The sequence below is a fragment of the Nitrospirillum guanabarense genome (genome assembly GCF_034653355.1).
Taxonomy (GTDB): Bacteria; Pseudomonadota; Alphaproteobacteria; order Azospirillales; family Azospirillaceae; genus Nitrospirillum.
Map to the genome: position 1 here is coordinate 2,584,392 of NZ_JAYEER010000004.1, position 19,157 is coordinate 2,603,548.

Consider the following 19,157-nt stretch of genomic DNA (forward strand, 5'->3'; position numbering starts at 1 on the left):
CGTTTTGGCTCCGGAAGGGAGCCGTATGGCCCTCGCGCCGTCCCCAGGCGGGATGGGCGGGGCCGGTCCCACCCTTGAACGAAAGGGGAGGGGGCCTTTACTAGGATAATGACCCATGAGCCGACATGGTGACGCCGACCTGCGTGCCGGCAAGGCCCCCTCTCAACGTCAGCTGCGTGTGGGCGAGGAACTGCGCCACGCCCTGGCCGATATCCTGCGCCGGGCCGATTTCCGCGATCCCGACCTGCACGACCTGAACGTGACGGTCAGCGAGGTGCGCATCAGCCCCGACCTGAAGAACGCCACGGCCTTCGTCATGCCGCTGGGCGGCGGCCATCCGGAGCAGATCAAGGCGCTGAACCGCGTCTCGGCCTATCTGCGCAGCCAGGTGGCCAAGGCCATGCGACTGCAGCACGTGCCGCGCCTCAGCTTCCAGGTCGACGTGTCCTTCGACTACGCCCAGCGCATCGACCAGCTGCTGCATCGTCCCGATGTGCAGCGCGACCTGGATCATGACCATGGCGACGGGGACGCCGAAGGCCGCGCCGACGAGGGCGCGGAGCGCCACGATGGCCCGTAAGCGCAAGGGCCGGCCATTGCACGGCTGGCTGGTGCTGGACAAGCCGCCGGGCATGACCAGCACCCAGGCCATGGCCAAGGTGCGGTGGCTGATGCAGGCGGAAAAGGCGGGCCACGCCGGCACGCTGGACCCCATCGCCACCGGCATCCTGCCCATCGCCTTCGGCGAGGCGACCAAGACCGTGTCCTACGCCATGGACTGCGGCAAGACCTACCGCTTCACCCTGCGCTTTGGTGAGTCCCGCACCACCGACGATTTGGCGGGGGAGGTGACGGCCACCCACGACCACCGTCCCAGCGATGAGGCCATCGAGGCGGCGTTGGAGAATTTCCAGGGCGAGATCAGCCAGGTGCCGCCCCAGTTCTCCGCCATCAAGGTGGCGGGCGAGCGCGCCTATGACCTGGCGCGCGAGGGCGAAAGGGTGGATTTGGCGCCGCGCATCGTGCGGGTGGACAGCTTCCTGCTGACCGGCCGCCCCGACGCCGACCATGCCGAGTTCGAGGTGGAGTGCGGCAAGGGCACCTACATGCGTTCGCTGGCGCGCGACCTGGCCCTGGCCCTGGGCACGGTGGGCCATGTGTCCGTCCTGCGCCGGTTGCGGGTCGGGCGTTTCACCATGGATCAGGCGATTTCGCTTGACGAATTGGAGCGGGTGGCGCAGACACCCACGGTCGAAGGACTTCTGCAACCGATCGAGACCGCGCTGGACGACATCCCGGCGCTGGCCCTGGCGGAAGCGGAAGCGCACCGACTGAGACACGGACAAACGGTGGCGCTGCTGCGCCGTCATGATCTGGAACGGCTGGACGCCATTCACGATCAGTTGGCGGGCGGGGAGCCCATCGCGCTTGCCATTTGTGGCGGCAAGCCGGTGGCGTTGGTCCATGTCGAGGGGGCGGAGGTCCGTCCGGTGCGCGTTTTGAACCTCTAAGTGATGGAGACGACGATGTCGATCACTGCCGAGCGCAAGCAGGCGCTCATTGCCGAGTACAAGACCGCCGAAGGCGACACCGGTTCGCCCGAGGTGCAGGTCGCGATCCTGACGGAACGCATCACCAACCTGACCGACCACATGAAGTCCCACAACAAGGACTTCCACTCCCGCCGTGGCCTGCTGGTCATGGTGAGCCAGCGTCGTAGCCTGCTGGACTACCTGAAGCGCAAGGACGTCGCCCGCTACACGTCGCTGATCCAGCGTCTGGGCCTGCGTCGCTAAGGGTATGGTCCGGACGACGCCCCTGGCGCAACCGACCGCAGTCACCGGTGGCACCGGCCGCCCGCCGTCCGGCGGGCTTGGCGCCCCGACGCGGCCGCGTCCCACCGGGATGGATGTCCGGACGGCCCGCAAGCGCCCCGGTTCTGGGTATTGAGTAGTAAGGATGGCCAGTCGGGTGGACCCGGCTGGCCATCTGTCATTTAAAGGTTTCCAACGCGGGTGCTGCCGATAGGGCCCCGGCTCGGCCGTCCAATCCGGGACGTGCACCGAGTATCGGATGGAAGGAAGCGAGATATGTTCAAGGTTTTTCGTAAAGAGATGGAATGGGGCGGCCGCAAGCTGGTCCTAGAGACGGGCAAGGTCGCCCGCCAGGCTGATGGCGCTGTCATCGCCACCTACGGCGACACGGTCGTGCTCTGCACCGCCGTCGGCGCCAAGTCCGTGAAGCCCGGCCAGGACTTTTTCCCCTGACCGTCAACTACCAGGAAAAGGCGTTCGCCGCCGGCAAGATCCCGGGCGGCTTCTTCAAGCGCGAGGGCCGTCCGACCGAGAAGGAGGTGCTGACCTCCCGCCTCATCGACCGCCCCATCCGCCCGCTGTTCGTCGACGGCTTCCGCAACGAGGTGCAGGTCGTCTGCACCGTGCTGAGCCATGACCTGGAAAACGATCCCGATATCGTCGCGATGATCGGCGCCTCCGCCGCGCTGACGCTGTCCGGCCTGCCCTTCCTGGGGCCCATCGGCGGTGCCCGCGTCGGCTACAAGGATGGCGCGTTCATCCTGAACCCGACGCTGGAGCAGGTCGAGACCACCGACCTGGACCTGGTGGTCGCCGGCACCCAGGAAGGCGTGCTGATGGTCGAATCGGAAGCCAAGGAGCTGTCCGAAGAGATCATGCTGAAGGCCGTCATGTTCGGCCACACCGCCTTCCAGTCGGTGATCAACCTGATCATCGACCTGGCCGAGCAGGCCGCCAAGGATCCCTGGGATCTGCCGCCGTCGGCCTATGACAAGGCCGCGCTGAAGGCCAAGCTGAACGAGCTGGTGGGCGCCGACATCCGTGCCGCCTACACCCTGACCGTGAAGCAGGAACGCTATGAGGCCATCTCCACCGCCAAGAAGAAGGCGGTCGAGGCACTGACCGCCGAGGGCGCCTACACGGCGGAAGCCGTCGGCAGCACCTTCAAGGATCTGGAGGCCGACGTGCTGCGCGGCACGGTCCTGGAGACTGGCAAGCGCATCGACGGCCGCACCACCGTCGACATCCGCCCCATCGTGGCGGAAGTGGGCGTGCTGCCCCGGGCCCACGGTTCGTCCCTGTTCACCCGCGGCGAGACCCAGGCCCTGGTGGTCGCCACCCTGGGCACCGCCCAGGACGAGCAGATCGTGGACGCGCTGGAAGGCGAATACCGCGAAAACTTCATGCTGCACTACAACTTCCCCCCGTACTCCGTGGGTGAAGCCGGCCGCATGGGCAGCCCGGGCCGTCGCGAGATCGGCCACGGCAAGCTGGCGTGGCGCGCCGTGCATCCGCTGCTGCCGGCGAAGGAAGCCTTCCCCTACACCCTGCGTCTGGTCTCCGAGATCACCGAGTCCAACGGCTCGTCCTCCATGGCCACCGTCTGCGGCACCTCGCTGGCGCTGATGGACGCCGGCGTGCCGCTGCCGCGCCCCGTGGCCGGCATCGCCATGGGCCTGATCAAGGAAGACACCGGCGTCGCCGTGCTGTCCGACATCCTGGGTGACGAGGATCACCTGGGCGACATGGACTTCAAGGTCGCCGGCACCGAGGCGGGCGTGACCGCCCTGCAGATGGACATCAAGATCACCTCGATCACCGAGGACATCATGAAGGTCGCCCTGGCGCAGGCCAAGGACGGCCGTCTGCACATCCTGGGCGAGATGGCCAAGGCCATCGGCGGCGCCCGCGAGGCCGTGAACCAGAACGCCCCCCGCATCACCGTGATCAACATCCCGAAGGAGAAGATCCGCGACGTGATCGGCTCCGGCGGCAAGGTGATCCGCGAGATCGTGGAGCAGACCGGCGCCAAGATCGACATCGAGGACGACGGCACCGTGAAGGTGGCGGCCGTGGACAGCAAGGCGTCCGACGCGGCCATCAAGTGGATCAAAGGCATCGTCGCCGAGCCCGAGGTGGGCGAGATCTACGTCGGCAAGGTCGTGAAGGTCATGGACTTCGGGGCCTTCGTGAACTTCCTGGGCGCCCGTGACGGCCTGGTCCACATCTCCGAACTGGCGCCGCAGCGCGTGGCCAAGGTGACCGACGTGGTCAACCAGGGCGACGAGGTGAAGGTGAAGGTCCTGGGCTTCGACGATCGCGGCAAGGTGAAGCTGTCGATGAAGGTCGTCGACCAGGCCACCGGTGAGGACCTGAGCAAGAAGGACAAGGCCGAGGAGGCGTAAACCCCGGGGCCGGACTTTTTGCCCCAGCGGCAGGGGCACCTTGCCGCTGGTAGCCCGCAAGGGCGGGTGCCGGAGTTTTGCGGGCAGCGTCAGCGGACTGCGAAACGAGGAAGGCCAGCGGGCGGATGCCCGCGCCCGGCGCTGGAGGGTAAACTATAATAAGGCCGAGGCATCCGGCCGCAGCCGATGCCTTTGGTCAACGATTAAGCCGCCCAGGATAGCCTGGGCGGCTTTTTCTATGGTGCGCCAGGCATGGCGCGAGGTGCGTAAGCACCGAGAGCCGGGTTGGTAACCGGCTTGTGACTTGGAGGTGGAAGTCCTCTACGGGCCCTGGTGATGGGAACCGCTAGCCGAACAGCAAGGGCGTCACCGCGAGGTGGGGTCCGAAGGAAGCTGTAAGCAAAGTGCCGGCCTGACGAACAGGAATCGCATGAGGCGTCCGCACCTGGGCGAGGGAGCCATTAAGCCCGAAGCCCGATATCACCCGGAAGGTGCTGGCGTATATGCGGCGGGTATATGGCATGAAGGTCACGCGTCTTACCCTGGGAGGTCTGCCGCCCTGCCCCTGGCGACAGGTGTGCTACCGGCGTCGTGAGGCGCCGGGATGGGGTGGCAGAAGTCAGCAGAAGCCGTAGTAGCCGACGCACCGGGCCGGCGAAGGGCAGAACATGGAGTGCCGGAAGGAGGGCTGACTTTCGATGGTGACAGGAGACGCGGCCAGCGGGTCTGGGAAGACCCGCATCCCCCCTGATGGTAGCGGCCGGCAGCCGCGAGAGTACGGGCGGGATGCGTCAAGCGCCACGGCAGGTCAGCGCCTCCAACCGGAGGCGGAAGAGCGGTTGCTGGAGGCAGTCCTCAGCCGTGAGAACATGAGGCGGGCTTACGACCGGGTGATGGCGAACCAGGGCGCGGCGGGCATCGATGGGATGCCCGTCGGGGCTCTGAAGCCGTACCTGGTGGAGCATTGGGCGCGCCTCAAGGGGGACCTGCTGGCGGGCCGGTACCGGCCGTCGCCGGTGCGCGGGGTTGAGATCCCCAAGCCCGGGGGCGGCGTTCGGCTGTTGGGTATCCCGACAGTCGTGGATCGGCTGATCCAGCAGGCGTTGCATCAGGTTCTGATGCCGGTGTTCGATCCGGACTTCTCCGGGTCCTCCTACGGGTTCCGTCCCGGACGGAGCACCCACCAGGCGGTGCGGGCCGCGCGGTCGCACATGGCGGCCGGCCTGCGCTGGGTGGTGGACCTGGACCTTGAGAAGTTCTTCGACCGTGTGAACCACGACGTGCTGATGGCGCGTGTGGCGCGCAAGGTGAGGGACCGTCGGGTGCTGCGGCTGATCCGCCGCTACCTTCGGGCCGGATTGATGCTGGGCGGGGTGACGGCGGCGCGTGGCGAGGGGACGCCCCAGGGAGGGCCCTTGTCGCCGTTGTTGTCGAACATCCTGCTCGACGACCTGGACCGGGAACTGGAGCGCCGGGGCCACGCGTTCTGCCGATATGCTGACGACTGCAACATCTATGTGCGGTCCCGGCGTGCCGGCGAACGGGTCATGGCCTCGATCACCCGGTTCCTATCCGAGCGGCTGCGGCTGACGGTCAACCGCGCCAAGAGCGCGGTGGCCCGCCCCTGGGACCGGGCGTTCCTGGGCTATAGTGTGACGGTCCACAAACAGCCGCGCCTCAAGGTGGCGGCCAAGAGCGTGGACCGGTTGCGCGACAAGCTCAGGGGCCTGTTCCGGGCCGGACGCGGACGTTCCCTGGCCTACACCATCGAGACCCTCGCCCCCATCCTGCGCGGCTGGACGGCCTACTTCCGGCTGGCCGAGGTGAAGGGCACCTTCGAGGACCTCGATGGATGGCTGCGGCGCAAACTGCGCTGTATCCTTTGGCGCCAATGGAAACGCCCGCGCACCCGGGCCACAAACCTGATGCGGCGAGGATTGGATGAGGCCCGCGCATGGGCGTCCGCCTGCAATGGACGCGGCCCCTGGTGGAATGCTGGGGCCAGCCACATGAACGACGCCTACCGGAAATCCTTCTTCGACACTCTCGGCCTGCCATCCCTCATGGCAACCCATCAACGCCTAAACCACGCTTCATGAACCGCCGTATACGGAACCGTACGTACGGTGGTGTGGGAGGGGGGAGGTGCGAGCCTCCCTCCTACCCGATTCCGGCGCGCCGCGCCAACGATCCATTTGTGGCGAAGTCGGGGCACTAATCTGGTTTAGCCATGAAATAAGGACTTAGTATTGATTTCCAGCCGTGCGCTGTAGGCATGGAAAGTGTGACGATCCTCACAGGTTATGACCATCTCGAAGGCGTAATGAATCAGTCATCCATCAGTAGTTATCCGCAATAGTAACGCGATGGACTTGAAGGTGATGACGAAACATTGCCGCAACACGCCTAAGTTTTATTGTTTGCAACAATGAAACGGTGGCGGATTAGGGACCTTAAAGGAGAGTTACCATGTCGCATTTACGGACTATTGTCTTGGCCGCTTCGGCTCTGGTCGCGGTCGCCGCGACGCCGGCCCTGGCGCAGAGCACGTTCGATGGCGGCTATGTTGGTGCCAACGCCGGCTATGACTGGTTCAACGCCCATCAGCGGGCCACCGTCGGCGGCCAGCAGAGCACGCCCAGCCATGAGACCCAGGGTTTCAACGGCGGCCTCTTCGCCGGCTACGGCCAGACCGTTTATGACAACATCTATGTCGGCGCCGAAGGCGAAGCCAATTTCTACACAGGCGACCGGACCTACGGCGACGCCCTGGGCAGCTACCGCGTGCAGCCCAACTACAGCGCCGGCGTCAGCGCCCGCCTGGGCTACGTGGTCCAGCCCGACCTGCTGCTGTTCGGCCGGGTGGGTTATCAGCACACCTCCATCGACACGACCAACGCCCTGACCGGCGGCGCCTCCCGCCAGTACGCCCAGGATTATGATGGCGTGAAGTACGGCGTCGGCGCCGATTACGCCATCGACGAGCACCTGTTCACCCGTATCGAGTATGACTACACCGACTACTCGCACTCCACGCGGGATCTGGCCGGCGGCCAGCTGCGCACGACCCCGGACGAAAGCCAGGTCCGCGTCGGCGTGGGCATCCGGTTCTGATAAAAGCGCGCCCTCTTGAGGAAAAGGCCCGGGCTCACCCCCGGGCCTTTTTCATGCTCAAACATCTTTTATGGAATGGCCCGCCCCTCACTTCCCGGCATCATGACGATGTCGGATTTGGAGGAGATGACCGATGACGAAGACTCCTATCGCCGTGCTCGGGATCGATCTGGGCAAGAATAGCTGCAGCTTGGCGGGCATGGACGCGACCGGTGCCATGGTGATGCGCAAGCGGCTGACGCGCGATGCGATCGTGACGTTCGCGGCGACGTTGCCGGCATGTGTCATTGCGATGGAGGCGTGTTGCGGCGCGCACTTTCTCGGCCGAACGCTGGCACAGTACGGGCATACGATCCGGCTGATGTCGCCGGAATATGTGCAGCCCTATGTCAAGGCACAGAAGACCGACGACCGTGACGCAGAGGCGATCGCCGAAGCGGCGACACGGCCAACGATGCGCTTTGTCTCGCTGAAGAGCGAAGCTCAGCTCGACCTGCAGATCCTGCACCGTGTGCGGGAGCGGCTGGTGAACGCGCGCACCGCGCTGATCAACCAGTTGCGGGCAGTGCTGCTCGAGCGCGGCATCGTCCTGCCAAAGGGGCGCGTCAACCTGATGCGTCGCCTCGAAGAGCTCATGGCCGGCGATCCGGCTGTCAGTGCGCGCACCAGCACGTTATTGGCCGACCTCCGCGACGAATGGACGGGGCTCGACCAAAGGATCAAGGCCTATGACGACGAACTCGCGGCGCTGACCCGTGAGAATGAACAGGCTCGGCGACTGGCGACAATCCCCGGCATCGGCGTCATCAACGCAACCGCATTGCTGGCGGCCATCGGCGACGGCAGCGCCTTCGCCAAGGCAAGGGATTTGGCCGCATGGCTTGGCCTGACGCCTCGACAACACTCGACCGGTGGCAAGACGAAGCTTCTCGGGATTAGCAAACGCGGGAATGGCTATTTGCGCAAACAGCTGATTCACGGTGCCCGAGCGGCTATGCCGCATCTCGTGGCGAAGCCGAACCAGTTGGGCGCTTGGCTGCAGACCATGCTGACCCGCGCCCATCCCAATATCGTGGTTGTGGCGCTGGCGGCGAAGCTGGCGCGCATCGCCTGGGCAGTGTTGCACACGCAACAAGACTTCGATCGGCGGGCGCTTGCCGCCGCCTGATCACCTGGAGCAGCGGGCGGCGAACGCCGCACGCTCAAGATGTCTGCGGGAGGTGAAGTAAAGATGGCATTACAGGTCGTACCCGGCAGCCTGAAAACCTGATTCTAAATATGGTGCTCGGCACCGGCGCTTTTATGAGGATCAGACTGCGCGGATATCCATCTTGGCCAAGGCTTCAGCCTTGAGACCGGATACGTTGATGCAGACCACCTTGCCATTTCTGACAACCCCCCTTGCGGACGGGGCGGGCCATACGTTGCGGACGGGGCGGGCCATACGTTAGGACGCCGGAGCGTCTTGGGGAGCCGAAGGCGGACTGAAGCGCGAGGATGGCCAAGGGGCGGATGCCCCGCCGGCGCTTGAGGCAAACCAATCACCGCGTGGAATACGTCGCCCAGGTGCGCACCGGGCCCGTATCCACATGGGTGTGGCCGCTGCCATCGTAGAAGGCGGCGCCGCCGCGCTGCATGGTCTTGGCGATCTCGGTGATGGCGTCGCCCTTCAGCGCCGGGATGCGGATGTCGGCGGCGCGGCCCTGCATGTGGAAGCTTTCGCGGGCGGCGTTGCGGTTGACCTTGACCAGGGCGGCGTTGGTCTCGGGTGAGCGGTAGCCGGACAGGATGTCCACTTGCGTGGTGGACGGCAGGCCGGACCGCAGGATGACGCCGCTGATGAAATCCATCAGCGCCGGGTCGATGTCGTGGGCCTCACCCGTGTGGCGGTCGCGCAGGATGTGCGCCACCTCGGCCATGGCGTGGGCGTCATAGGCGCCGTCATGCCAGTAGATGACGTCCACCTTCTCCTTGCTGGGCGGATGCACCAGCACGACGCGGCGGATCGCGGCGGTGTTGGCCGGCGGCAGGTCGGCCTCCGCCGCCGGTACCGGGAAGGGCTTGGGCGCGCCACCGCCGCAAGCCCCCAGCGACAGCATGATGGAAAGGGCGGCCAGCGACAGGGAAAGGGATGCCGCCCGGGCGAACCGGAAGGGGGATTGTTTCATAGGGCCAGCCGATATCCGCCGGATTCGGTCACCAGCAGGACGGCGTTGGCCGGGTCCCGCTCCATCTTCTGCCGCAGGCGGTAGATATGGGTTTCCAAGGTGTGGGTGGTGACGCCTTCGTTATAGTTCCACACCTGGTCCAACAGTTGGTCCCGGCCGACGACCGCGCCCTGGGCACGATGCAGATAGGCCAGGATCTGCGCCTCCTTGTCGGTCAGGCGGGTCTCCGCTCCCGTGTCATCCTCCCGCAGCGTGCGGGCGACGGCGCGGAACTCATAGGGGCCGATGCGCAGGGCGGGATCGTCACCGGTGGGCCGGGCGTGGTGGCGCAGCTTGGTCAGCAGGGCGCCGATGCGGAAAGGCTTCACCAGCCGGTCGCTGCAGCCCGCGACATCGGGCTCCCCCTCAGCCGCCATCAGCAGGATGGGGCAGTCCACACCGGCCTGGCGCAAGGCGGCGCATACGGCCGCCCCGTCCATGTCCGGCAGGCGGCTGGCCAGCAGGATGGCCTCGAACGACAAGACCTGCGCGGTGGCCAGCGCCGTGGCGCCGTCGGCGGCCTGGCGCACGTCGAATTCCTCCAGGGCCGTCAACTGCTCGGCCAACAGATGGCGTAGGGTTTCGTCATCCTCAACCAGCAACAGTTTCTTGGCGCCTGGGGTCGTCATAGGCCTGGACTAGGGAACGGGGTAAGGGGCGACATCTCCGTCGCCTTCTTAACATGGGTGCGGATCGTTCGCACGGGCCCATGGGGCGCATGTCCCATGGAGGGACGCGCCCATACCGTGCACGTGTCAGCGCCGGGCCAGGATGTCGGCATGGCCCACGATCAGTTCCACCCGCATGACGGCCGCGTGACGGCGTTCGCGCCAGGCGCCGATGCGGTCGGCCATGGCGGGATCGCGCGTTTCCGCCTGGGCGGCCAGCATGTCCACCAGGGCCATGTGCGCCTGGCGGGCGCGCAAGCCTGAGAGCCGCCAGTCCGAGCGGGCGCCATCCAGGCGATAACCCGCCGCCTCCAGCCTTTCCACGAGCGCCGATGACGCCTGGTCGCCCAGCGGCGGGCCGAAGCCGTAATCGCGCCGGGCCGCGATGGTCGCCAGTTCCACGATCATGCCGTCGTCCGGATCCTCCGGCCGCCACAGCAGCCGGCCGTCCTGCACGCCGGTCGCCAGCACCGGTGGCAGGCCGCTCGTTGTCAGTTCGATAACGAAATGATCCAGCCATTCCGCCGAAACGCGGTCGAAGAAGGCGTTGGCGGCCACGCCATCATGGCGCTGGATGCCCAAGTCGTGCAGGTCGGACGACATATCCCGCTGGATCAGGGTCAGGCGGCTGCGCACGTCGTCGCCGAACAGGATCAGCTCGCCCACCGCGCCGGGCACGCCATCTTCCGGTGGGTTGCGCGCCACGCCCCAGCCCAGTTCGTGCGCCCAGCGTTGCATGCGCTCGGCCACGCCGCCCAGGGCGGCGGCGTCGGAGTCCATCAGGGTCCAGTCCTGGATCATCCGCCCAAGGCGGGGCAGCAGATGGCGGACGTTGGCGCCAACCCCCGCGCCGAGATCCAGGATGTGGGGACGCGACGGCACCATGCGCGCGAATTCCCAGGCCAGCTCGATGGCCCGCGCCTTGTCGTCCAGGGGTTCGCGCAGGGCCTGCCAGTCGCTGTCGAAGGTCCACGGCTGGATCATGGCAAACCTCCGCGACCGCCGCAGCGGGGCGGGCCGAAGGACGGGGTCGAGGCCGGGGCGAAGGCACGGAACATTCCCGTGGGGTCCTGACGTGACGGGGCCGGCGCGCCGGCCGGAAACAAACGGAAACGGGGTGGGAAACACCGTTGCATCAGCGGGTTACCGGTGATGTCCGCCATACCGCCGGCCAACCCTCCGATGGACGGATACGCCCTTCACTCTGGTGTTTCCCGCCAGGAAAAGCCATGGCGCGATCGGTCATATCGGCCGGCCGCCCGGCGCGGGGCTGGGCCGTTTGGGCGTGTGCCGGTGGGCGTGTGCCGGTGGGGGCGTGTGGATATGTGCGGGCGGCGCGGGCGCGGGAATTATTCCCGGGCGGCGTCCCACCAGGGGGCTGGGGACCCATGCAACGCTAGCGCTTCGCCCGCACCCCGGGGACCGATACCGTGTGAATCGGGTGGAAGTGGTTGTGCCGGGCGGGCCAAATGACCATTTGCTGCCCATAAAGCTGGCGCTGGATTTTCGCGCCATCCCACAGCCGTGCCGCCCTCCCGTGTCGCCTGGATATACCCGCATGTCGCTCGCCGCCGAACCGATTTCGCCCCTGCTGCGGACCGCCAGCCGCTCCGTCCAGCGTGCGGTGTCCGAGCTGCGCCGGGGCGATCTGGTGATGCTGCAGGGCGGCGATGGCCGCGCCCTGCTGCTGCGCGCGGCGGAGATGGCGGACGCCCCGGCCCTGGCCCTGGTGCGCCAGGCGGCGGCCCAGGGCGGCGGGGGCGAACCGGCCCTGGTGGTGACCGACAAGCGCGCCATCGCCGCCGGCCTGCTGACCCACGCGGTCGAGCCGGCCCAGGCCGACCCCATGGGCGCCGGCACGGTGGTCATCGCCCCGGCCCCAGGCACTTCGGGTCAAGGCCTATCGCCCGACCTGGTGCGGCTGCTGGCCGATCCCACCCGCCCGGGCCATGCCACGCTGGACATCACCCCCGCCATCCGCCCCTTCCCCTCGGCGGAGGGCGAGGCGCTGCTGCTGGTCAAGCTGGCGCGCCTGCTGCCTGCCGTGGTGGTGGCCGAGGTGCCGGCCGCCCGCGCCGCCGAGGTGGCGGAGCGCAATGACCTGCTGACTGTGCGGGGCGCCGACATCCAGGCCTATCAGGCCGCGGGCGAGTCCACCCTGCGCCAGGTCGTGGAGGCCTCCGTTCCCCTGCTGGACGCCGAGGACACCCGCCTGATCGCCTTCCGCGCGCCCGACGGCGGGGTGGAGCATCTGGCCATCCTGATCGGCAACCCCGACCCGGCGCAGCCCGTGCTGGCCCGCCTGCATTCCGAATGCTTCACCGGCGACCTGTTGGGTTCGCTGCGCTGCGACTGCGGCGCCCAACTGCGCGGCGCGATCCGCGAGATCGCGGCCCAGGGCAGCGGCGTGGTGCTGTACCTGGCGCAGGAGGGCCGCAACATCGGCCTGATGAACAAGCTGCGCGCCTATCGCCTGCAGGACGCCGGCGTCGACACGGTGGACGCCAACCTGATGGTGGGCTTCGAGGCGGACGAGCGCACCTACCTGCCGGCGGCCACCATGCTGAAGGCCCTGGGCTTCACCGCGGTGCGCCTGATGACCAACAATCCGGACAAGCTGACCCAGCTGGCCCGCTGGGGCGTGCAGGTGGTGGATCGCGTTCCCCATATCTTCCCCGCCAACGGCCACAACATCGCCTATCTGCGCACCAAGGCGGAAAAGGCCGGCCACCTGCTGTGAGACGCGAAGGGAGGCCGGCAAGTCCGGCTGGCCCCGCCCGGTTGAATTTGCCGATGGGCGGTTCTGGAAGACCGGCGCCGCTATATAATCCGCTGAAAAGACTGAATATTTAGACTGGCATATCGCTTGCTTTGGGTTGTGGGTGCAGGAGAAAGCCCCATGACCCCCAGCGTCCAGTCTGCCCTGTCGCCGTCCTACCCCGATCCCGCGCTCGCGGGTGGCAACGCCACGGTCACGTCCGCCGCCGGTCAGGGCGGGCTGCCAGGTGACTTCCAGGATGAGCTGGGCCAGCAGGTGGCGCAGGACGCCGCGCCGCAGGCTGGCGCGCTGCCCGGTCAGGCGGGCGCCGTGCCGGTGGGCACCGCAGCCGCGGTTCAGGCCCAAGCGGCGGCCGCCCACAAGGACAATCACATGTCCTTCTGGGATGTGGTCGACATCATCAACCCCCTGCAGCACATTCCCATCGTCAGCACGATCTACCGCGAGATCACGGGCGACACCATCAAGGCCCCGGCCAAAATCCTGGGCGGCCTGCTGTACGGCGGTCCCATCGGCATGGCGCTGGCCACCGGCGACGCCATCATCGAGGAGGAGACGGGCGAGGACGTGGGCGGCCACGTCATGGACGCCCTGGGCCTGGGCCATCATCGGACCGGCACGGTCACGCTGGATCCGGACGAGGACCAGGGCGGCGGCCAGGGGCGCCAAGGTGGTCACAGGGGCGGCCAGGAGCAGCCGGACCAGTCCCCCGAGCAGACCCCCACGGCCGGCCGCGCGCCCGTGGCCAAGGTCGAGTCCATGGTGCTGGCGCCCCAGACGCAAGGTGCCGCCCCGGCCGTCGCCGCCGCGCAGCCCGCGCCGGGCCAGATGGTGCGCACCAGTTCGGTCCCGGCTGGCGCCGTGCCCGGCCTGGCCACGCCGGCCACCACGGTGAAGTCCCAAGGCCAGGCCTTCCCCAACCTGGCGGCTGTGCCCGCCATGGCCCTGAACGCCCCGGCGGCGATGCCGAACGCGGCCTCCATGGGCGCCAACCCCACCCAGGCCCTGGCGCAGCAGGCCAGCCAGATCACCAACGCCACCCAGGCGATGGCCCAGGCCGCCAACGCCGCCGCCAATATCGGCGTGGGCACCCAGTCCATGCCCATGGGGGCGGGCCCGCAGCTGATGCCGGCCCAGGCCGCCGCCATGGCCAACCCCGCCGGCAATGAGGCGGGCACCCACCTGGGGCAAAAGCAGGCCCACGGCCTGACCCTGGCCAACTACCGCGCCATGGCGGGCGCCGGCGCCCCCACCGGCCGCACCCTGGTCGCCCCCAGCTATGTCCAGAACATCAAGTCCGCTACCGCCGGCCCCACGGTGCTGCAGACCAGCGCGGCCCAGGCCCACGCCGCCCAATCCCAGGCGGCACAGTCGCAGGCCGCCCTGGCCGCCGCGTCCCACCCGGCCATGATCCAGGTGATGGATGGCGGCACGGCCGCCAACGCGCAGCCGCAACGCACCCCGGTACCCCAGGCCATCCAGGCCTACACCAACGCCATGGGCCAGGACACGACCACCCTCCTGGCCCAGGCGACGGCCGCCTCGGCCAGCATCAACGGCACCCAGGCGCCTACCGGCGCCCAGCCGGCGGCCTTGCCGCAGCAGGTGATGTCCGCCAGTGCCGCGCCGCCTGCCGGCGTGGCCGATACCCAGGCCGGCGTCCCCCAGGCCGGCGTCCTCCAGAATGGCGTCCCCCAGAATGGCGTCCCCCAGAATGGCGCCGCCGTCATCAGCAACGCCACGGGCGGCCCGCCCCCGCTGCCCAAGCAGCTCATCGCCGACATCATGATGGCCAACCTGGCCAAGTATCAGGCCATGAAGGACGCCCAGGGCGCCCCCCACTAAGCCGCCGGTTCATTGGGGCGGTTCCTTAAGGCGGCCCAATTGATTGGGAGGCCCGTTGGGGTATAGAGGGGGGATGGACATCCATCTGATCCCCGATCCCGCCATTCCCGCGTCCCCCGGTTCCGGTGCCGGCCATCGCCTGCGCTGGCGCGACGGCCAGGGCCGGGCGCATGAGGCGGCGTGCGTCATCGGCCGGGGCGGCATCATCGCCGACAAGCGGGAAGGGGACGGGGGTACGCCCGTGGGCTGTTTTCCCCTGCGGCGCGTGCTTTATCGACCGGATCGCCTGCCAGCGCCGGTGACGGCCCTGCCGGTGGCGGCCATGGCCCCCCGGGACGGCTGGTGCGACGATCCAGCCCACGCCGACTACAACCGCCCCGTGACCTTGCCGTTCGCCGCCAGCCATGAGCTGATGTGGCGCCAGGACCACGTCTACGACATCGTCGTGGTGCTGGGACATAACGATGACCCGCCGGTGCCCGGCCTGGGCAGCGCCATCTTCATGCACCTGACGCGGCCCGACCGCGCCGCCACGGCCGGCTGCACCGCCCTGGACCCGGACGATTTGCGCCGGCTGCTGTCCCATTGCCAGCCGGGGGACCGGCTGTGCGTGCCTGCCCCATCAAAGGACTGACCCTCCATGAGCGATATCCTCCCCCTGGGGCCCTTGCCGCGCCTGATCGGCCACCGGGGTGCCGCCCGCCACGCGCCGGAGAACACGCTGTCCGGCATCCGCATGGCGGCGGCGCAGGGGGCCAGGTGGGTGGAGGTGGACGTCAAGCTGACGGCCGACCTGGTGCCCGTGCTGATGCATGACGACGATCTGGACCGCACCACCGACGGCAAGGGGCCGGCCAAGGACCTGACGCTGGACGCCCTGCGCCAGCTCGATGCCGGATCCTGGTTCTCCCCCGCCTTCCGGGGGGAGAAGGTGCCCACCCTGGTGGAGGTCATCCAGCTGGTGCTGGCCCTGAACCTGGGGCTGAACCTGGAGATCAAGCCCTGCCCGGGTCGGGAGGAGGAAACAGCCGGCGTCGCGCTGACCCTGGCCTATTCCCTGTGGCCGGACGACCGGCCGCCGCCCCTGGTCTCCTCCTTCGCCGACGCGTCCCTGGACATGGCGCGCCAAGTGGTGCCGCGCTGGCCCCTGGGCTACCTCATCGACCGGCGGCCGGCCAATTGGCGCCAGCGGGTGGAGCAGTTGAACGTCAGCACCATCAACGTCAACGCCCGCAGGGAGGACGCCGCCAGCATTCGGGAGTATAAGTCCACCGGGCGGCCGGTGCTGGCCTACACGGTCAACACGGTGCCCATGGCGCGGGAGGTGTTGGGTTGGGGCGTTTCATCGGTATTCACCGACACGCCCAGCGGGCTCATGGAAATCGCGGGCTGAAAAGGCGGGCCGGGCGGGCAAAAACATCAGGCGCAGTCCACGTTAAGCGGATGAGGGGCCTTTCGCGCGCCCCGGTTTTCCTATATCCAGCCTGCGATATGTTAGCGGCCGCCCGCCGCCACCCTATATGTATTGGGGACCCGAACCATTCCGGTAACTCCCGCATGGGGGCACGGGTCGGCGCGAGGTCCGGTTTTCAGGAGACGTGAGTTGAAGGCGCTGCGGCCATTGGTGATGTCCGGTAAGGAAGTGCTGCCCGTCGTCGAGGGCGGCAAAGGCATCTCCGTTTCCAACGGCGAAAGCTCCGGCGCGTGGGCGTCGGCCGGCGGCGTTGGCACCTTCTCCGGCGTCAACGCCGACGCCTACGACGACAACGGCCAGCTGATCCCTCAGACCTATCACGGCAAGACCCGCCGTGAACGGCATGAGGAACTAATCAAGCATTCCATCCGCGGCGGCATCTACCAGGCCCGCGTGGCGTACGAGACGGCGGGCGGCGAAGGCCGCATCCACATGAACGTGCTGTGGGAAATGGCGGCGGCCGAGCAGATCCTGCACGGCGTTCTGGAAGGGGCCCAGGGCCTGATCCACGGCATCACCTGCGGTGCCGGCATGCCTTACCGTGTGGCCGAGATCGCCGTGAAGCACGGCGTGTACTACTACCCCATCGTCTCGTCCGCCCGTGCCTTCCGCGCCCTGTGGCTGCGCGCCTACAACAAGTTCCGGGATTTCCTGGGCGGCGTGGTTTACGAGGATCCGTGGCTGGCCGGCGGCCACAACGGCCTGTCCAACAGCGAGGACCCGCTGAAGCCCGAGGATCCCTATCCGCGCGTGAAGGCCCTGCGCGAGATGATGAACAGCTTCGGCCTGAACGAGACGCCCATCATCATGGCGGGCGGCGTGTGGTGGCTGTCGGAATGGGACCATTGGCTGGACAATCCGGAGATCGGGCCCGTCGGATTCCAGTTCGGCACCCGTCCGCTGCTGACCCAGGAAAGCCCCATTTCCGATGCGTGGAAGCAGCGGCTGTTGACCCTGAAGAAGGGTGACGTCTACCTGAACCACTTCTCCCCCACCGGCTTCTATTCCTCCGCCGTCAGCAATCCCTTCCTGGAAGAGCTGAAGGGCCGGGCCGAGCGCCAGGTGGCCTATTCCGTGGAACCGGTGGGCGACCTGACGGCCGAGTTCATGGTCGGCCCGCGCGGTCGCCCCGTCTATCTGACGGAACATGACCGTGAGCGGGCGCAGGGCTGGGTGGCCGGCGGCAACAGCGTGGCCCTGAGGACCCCGGACACCACCCTGATCTTCGTCGATCCCGCCCAGGCGGAAACCATCCGCCAGGACCAGATCGACTGCATGGGCTGCCTGTCGGCCTGCAATTTCTCCAACTGGGCGCAGAATGAGGAAGGGACCACCGGCCGCAAGGCGGATCCGCGTTCCTTCTGCATCCAGAAGACCCTGCAGAACATCAGCCATTCCGAGGATGTGGAGCACCAGTTGATGTTCGCCGGCCACAACGCCTACCGCTTCGCCAGCGACCCCTGGTACCAGAACGGCTTCGTGCCGACGGTGAAGCAGTTGGTGGAGCGGATTGCGACCGGGTACTAAGCGCGGATCGCGACCGGGTACACGACGCGGGATCATCGCAGGGGAAGGGAGCCGCTTTTCGGCCCCCTTTTCGTATGGTCGGCCGAATGATGGTCGCCATGAACCTTTTCCCCAGGCGCAGTCCAGGCCAGCGCCTTTAAATCTGGATTCATTCCAAATTTCATGGCTGAATAGCGGAAATCCTTGAGGATCGGCTCTTTTCCGGTCCACATCTTTGCCCATATGCGGATCATGACCGACCTGACCCCCGCCCCCCTCACCGCTGAAGACCTCGGCAGCGAAGCGACAGCCATCCAGGCGACGGATCGCCTGGCGCGCGCGGGCCTGCGTCCCACCCGCCAGCGGGTGGCCCTGGCCAGGCTGCTGTTCGACGGGCATGACCGCCACGTGACGGCGGAGCAGCTGCATGGCGAGGCCTCGACGGCCGATATGCGGGTGTCGCTGGCCACCGTTTACAACACCCTGCACCAGTTCACCGAGGCGGGCCTGTTGCGCGAGGTGGTGGTGGAGGCCGGGCGGTCTTATTTCGACACCAACGTGTCCGACCATCACCACTTCTTCTTCGAGGGCAACGGCCGCCTCATCGACATCCCGGGCGACGCCTTGGCCGTCAGCGGCCTGCCCGAGGCGCCCGCCGGCACCCGTGTCGCCCGTGTGGACGTCATCATCCGCCTCAGCGACGGCAACTGAACGGCGGACGGCATCCTCCCCCATCCTTCAAACGGTTCCCCTTGCAGGCGAGGCGACAGTTTAGAATTTCTCTAGACGAATTGCCCCGCCGGCCTGGGCGTGGCATGATCATCGCCCGCATGAAAGGCCACCGCAGATGGCCGCTGAAGGTTGGCGTGAACCCTGTCGTGGAGGACTGTTGCCATGTCGCTCAAGGGTACCAAGACCGAAAGCAATCTCAAGGAAGCGTTCTCGGGCGAGAGCCAGGCCAATCGCCGCTATCTCTATTTCGCGCAAAAGGCCGACGTCGAGGGCTACAACGACGTCGCGGCGGTCTTCCGCTCCACCGCCGAAGGCGAAACCGGCCATGCGCATGGCCACCTGGAATTCCTGGAAGAGGTCGGCGACCCGGCGACGGGGGAGCCCATCGGCTCCACCGACCTGAACCTGAAGGCCGCCATCGCCGGCGAGACGCACGAATATACCGACATGTATCCCGGCATGGCCCGCACCGCCCGCGATGAGGGCTTTGACGAGATCGCCGACTGGTTCGAGACGCTGGCCAAGGCGGAGAAAAGCCACGCCGGCCGTTTCCAGAAGGCGCTGGACCAGCTGAACAGCTGATATCGCCCGGTACCGTCTGATCTTCCCCAGC

Annotated in this window: 17 protein-coding genes and 1 pseudogene; 14 read left to right on the forward strand and 4 right to left on the reverse strand. The window is 67.4% G+C overall.

Annotated elements, in window-relative coordinates; genetic code table 11:
• Positions 1-115: 115 nt before the first annotated feature.
• The 7 genes and pseudogenes from rbfA to UAA55_RS30180 all read left to right on the forward strand — a co-directional run bounded on the left by rbfA (position 116) and on the right by UAA55_RS30180 (position 8,501).
• Positions 116-580 carry a 30S ribosome-binding factor RbfA gene (gene rbfA / locus UAA55_RS30150; protein WP_322957496.1) on the forward strand — a complete coding sequence of 155 codons (465 nt, stop codon included), beginning with the start codon at positions 116-118 and terminating at the stop codon, positions 578-580.
• A complete protein-coding gene (truB, locus tag UAA55_RS30155) occupies positions 570-1,511 on the forward strand; it encodes a tRNA pseudouridine(55) synthase TruB (protein WP_322957498.1) in 942 nt (313 codons plus the stop codon). The genes rbfA and truB overlap by 11 nt, the downstream gene beginning before the upstream one ends.
• A 15-nt stretch (positions 1,512-1,526) precedes the next feature.
• On the forward strand, positions 1,527-1,796 hold the full coding sequence (gene rpsO / locus UAA55_RS30160) for a 30S ribosomal protein S15 (RefSeq protein WP_004271802.1): 270 nt from the start codon (positions 1,527-1,529) through the stop codon (positions 1,794-1,796).
• 294 nt (positions 1,797-2,090) lie between these two features.
• Positions 2,091-4,219: pseudogene (gene pnp, locus UAA55_RS30165) on the forward strand (polyribonucleotide nucleotidyltransferase).
• Between the two features lie 839 nt (positions 4,220-5,058).
• Positions 5,059-6,318, forward strand: a complete 1,260-nt coding sequence (gene ltrA, locus UAA55_RS30170; protein WP_322957499.1) for a group II intron reverse transcriptase/maturase — start codon at positions 5,059-5,061, stop codon at positions 6,316-6,318.
• Between the two features lie 394 nt (positions 6,319-6,712).
• Complete coding sequence (locus UAA55_RS30175; RefSeq protein ID WP_040843973.1) at positions 6,713-7,333, forward strand: outer membrane protein; 621 nt, start codon at positions 6,713-6,715, stop codon at positions 7,331-7,333.
• Between the two features lie 154 nt (positions 7,334-7,487).
• A complete protein-coding gene (locus UAA55_RS30180) occupies positions 7,488-8,501 on the forward strand; it encodes an IS110 family RNA-guided transposase (protein ID WP_322957802.1) in 1,014 nt (337 codons plus the stop codon).
• A gap of 373 nt (positions 8,502-8,874) precedes the next feature.
• Here the strand turns inward: UAA55_RS30180 and UAA55_RS30185 are convergent, their stop codons facing one another.
• From UAA55_RS30185 to UAA55_RS30195, 3 genes are all read right to left on the reverse strand, one after another.
• Complete coding sequence (locus UAA55_RS30185; RefSeq protein WP_322957502.1) at positions 8,875-9,501, reverse strand: YcbK family protein; 627 nt, start codon at positions 9,499-9,501, stop codon at positions 8,875-8,877.
• On the reverse strand, positions 9,498-10,169 hold the full coding sequence (locus tag UAA55_RS30190) for a response regulator transcription factor (RefSeq protein ID WP_322957503.1): 672 nt from the start codon (positions 10,167-10,169) through the stop codon (positions 9,498-9,500). The genes UAA55_RS30185 and UAA55_RS30190 overlap by 4 nt, the downstream gene beginning before the upstream one ends.
• Positions 10,170-10,295: 126 nt before the next feature.
• Positions 10,296-11,192, reverse strand: a complete 897-nt coding sequence (locus UAA55_RS30195) for a hypothetical protein (RefSeq protein WP_322957504.1) — start codon at positions 11,190-11,192, stop codon at positions 10,296-10,298.
• A 574-nt stretch (positions 11,193-11,766) separates the two neighbouring features.
• On the opposite strand from UAA55_RS30195, the gene ribA reads away from it, so the two are divergent.
• From ribA to UAA55_RS30220, 5 genes are all read left to right on the forward strand, one after another.
• A complete protein-coding gene (gene ribA, locus UAA55_RS30200) occupies positions 11,767-12,948 on the forward strand; it encodes a GTP cyclohydrolase II (RefSeq protein ID WP_322957505.1) in 1,182 nt (393 codons plus the stop codon).
• Between the two features lie 159 nt (positions 12,949-13,107).
• Complete coding sequence (locus UAA55_RS30205) at positions 13,108-14,832, forward strand: hypothetical protein (protein WP_322957506.1); 1,725 nt, start codon at positions 13,108-13,110, stop codon at positions 14,830-14,832.
• A 73-nt stretch (positions 14,833-14,905) separates the two neighbouring features.
• Positions 14,906-15,466 (forward strand): L,D-transpeptidase family protein, encoded by a 561-nt coding sequence (locus tag UAA55_RS30210; RefSeq protein ID WP_322957507.1) that lies wholly within the window; start codon positions 14,906-14,908, stop codon positions 15,464-15,466.
• 6 nt (positions 15,467-15,472) lie between these two features.
• Positions 15,473-16,225 (forward strand): glycerophosphoryl diester phosphodiesterase, encoded by a 753-nt coding sequence (locus tag UAA55_RS30215; protein WP_322957509.1) that lies wholly within the window; start codon positions 15,473-15,475, stop codon positions 16,223-16,225.
• A gap of 234 nt (positions 16,226-16,459) precedes the next feature.
• On the forward strand, positions 16,460-17,833 hold the full coding sequence (locus UAA55_RS30220; RefSeq protein ID WP_322957511.1) for an NAD(P)H-dependent flavin oxidoreductase: 1,374 nt from the start codon (positions 16,460-16,462) through the stop codon (positions 17,831-17,833).
• A gap of 32 nt (positions 17,834-17,865) precedes the next feature.
• On the opposite strand, the gene UAA55_RS30225 is transcribed toward UAA55_RS30220, so the two are convergent.
• Positions 17,866-18,066 (reverse strand): hypothetical protein, encoded by a 201-nt coding sequence (locus UAA55_RS30225; protein WP_322957512.1) that lies wholly within the window; start codon positions 18,064-18,066, stop codon positions 17,866-17,868.
• Between UAA55_RS30225 and irrA the strand changes: the two genes are divergently transcribed.
• On the forward strand, positions 18,065-18,523 hold the full coding sequence (gene irrA / locus UAA55_RS30230; protein WP_322957513.1) for an iron response transcriptional regulator IrrA: 459 nt from the start codon (positions 18,065-18,067) through the stop codon (positions 18,521-18,523). The genes UAA55_RS30225 and irrA overlap by 2 nt on opposite strands.
• 183 nt (positions 18,524-18,706) lie before the next feature.
• Entirely contained in the window at positions 18,707-19,126 is a 420-nt protein-coding gene (locus UAA55_RS30235) for a rubrerythrin family protein (RefSeq protein ID WP_145610861.1), read from the forward strand.
• The last annotated feature ends 31 nt before the right edge of the window (positions 19,127-19,157 follow it).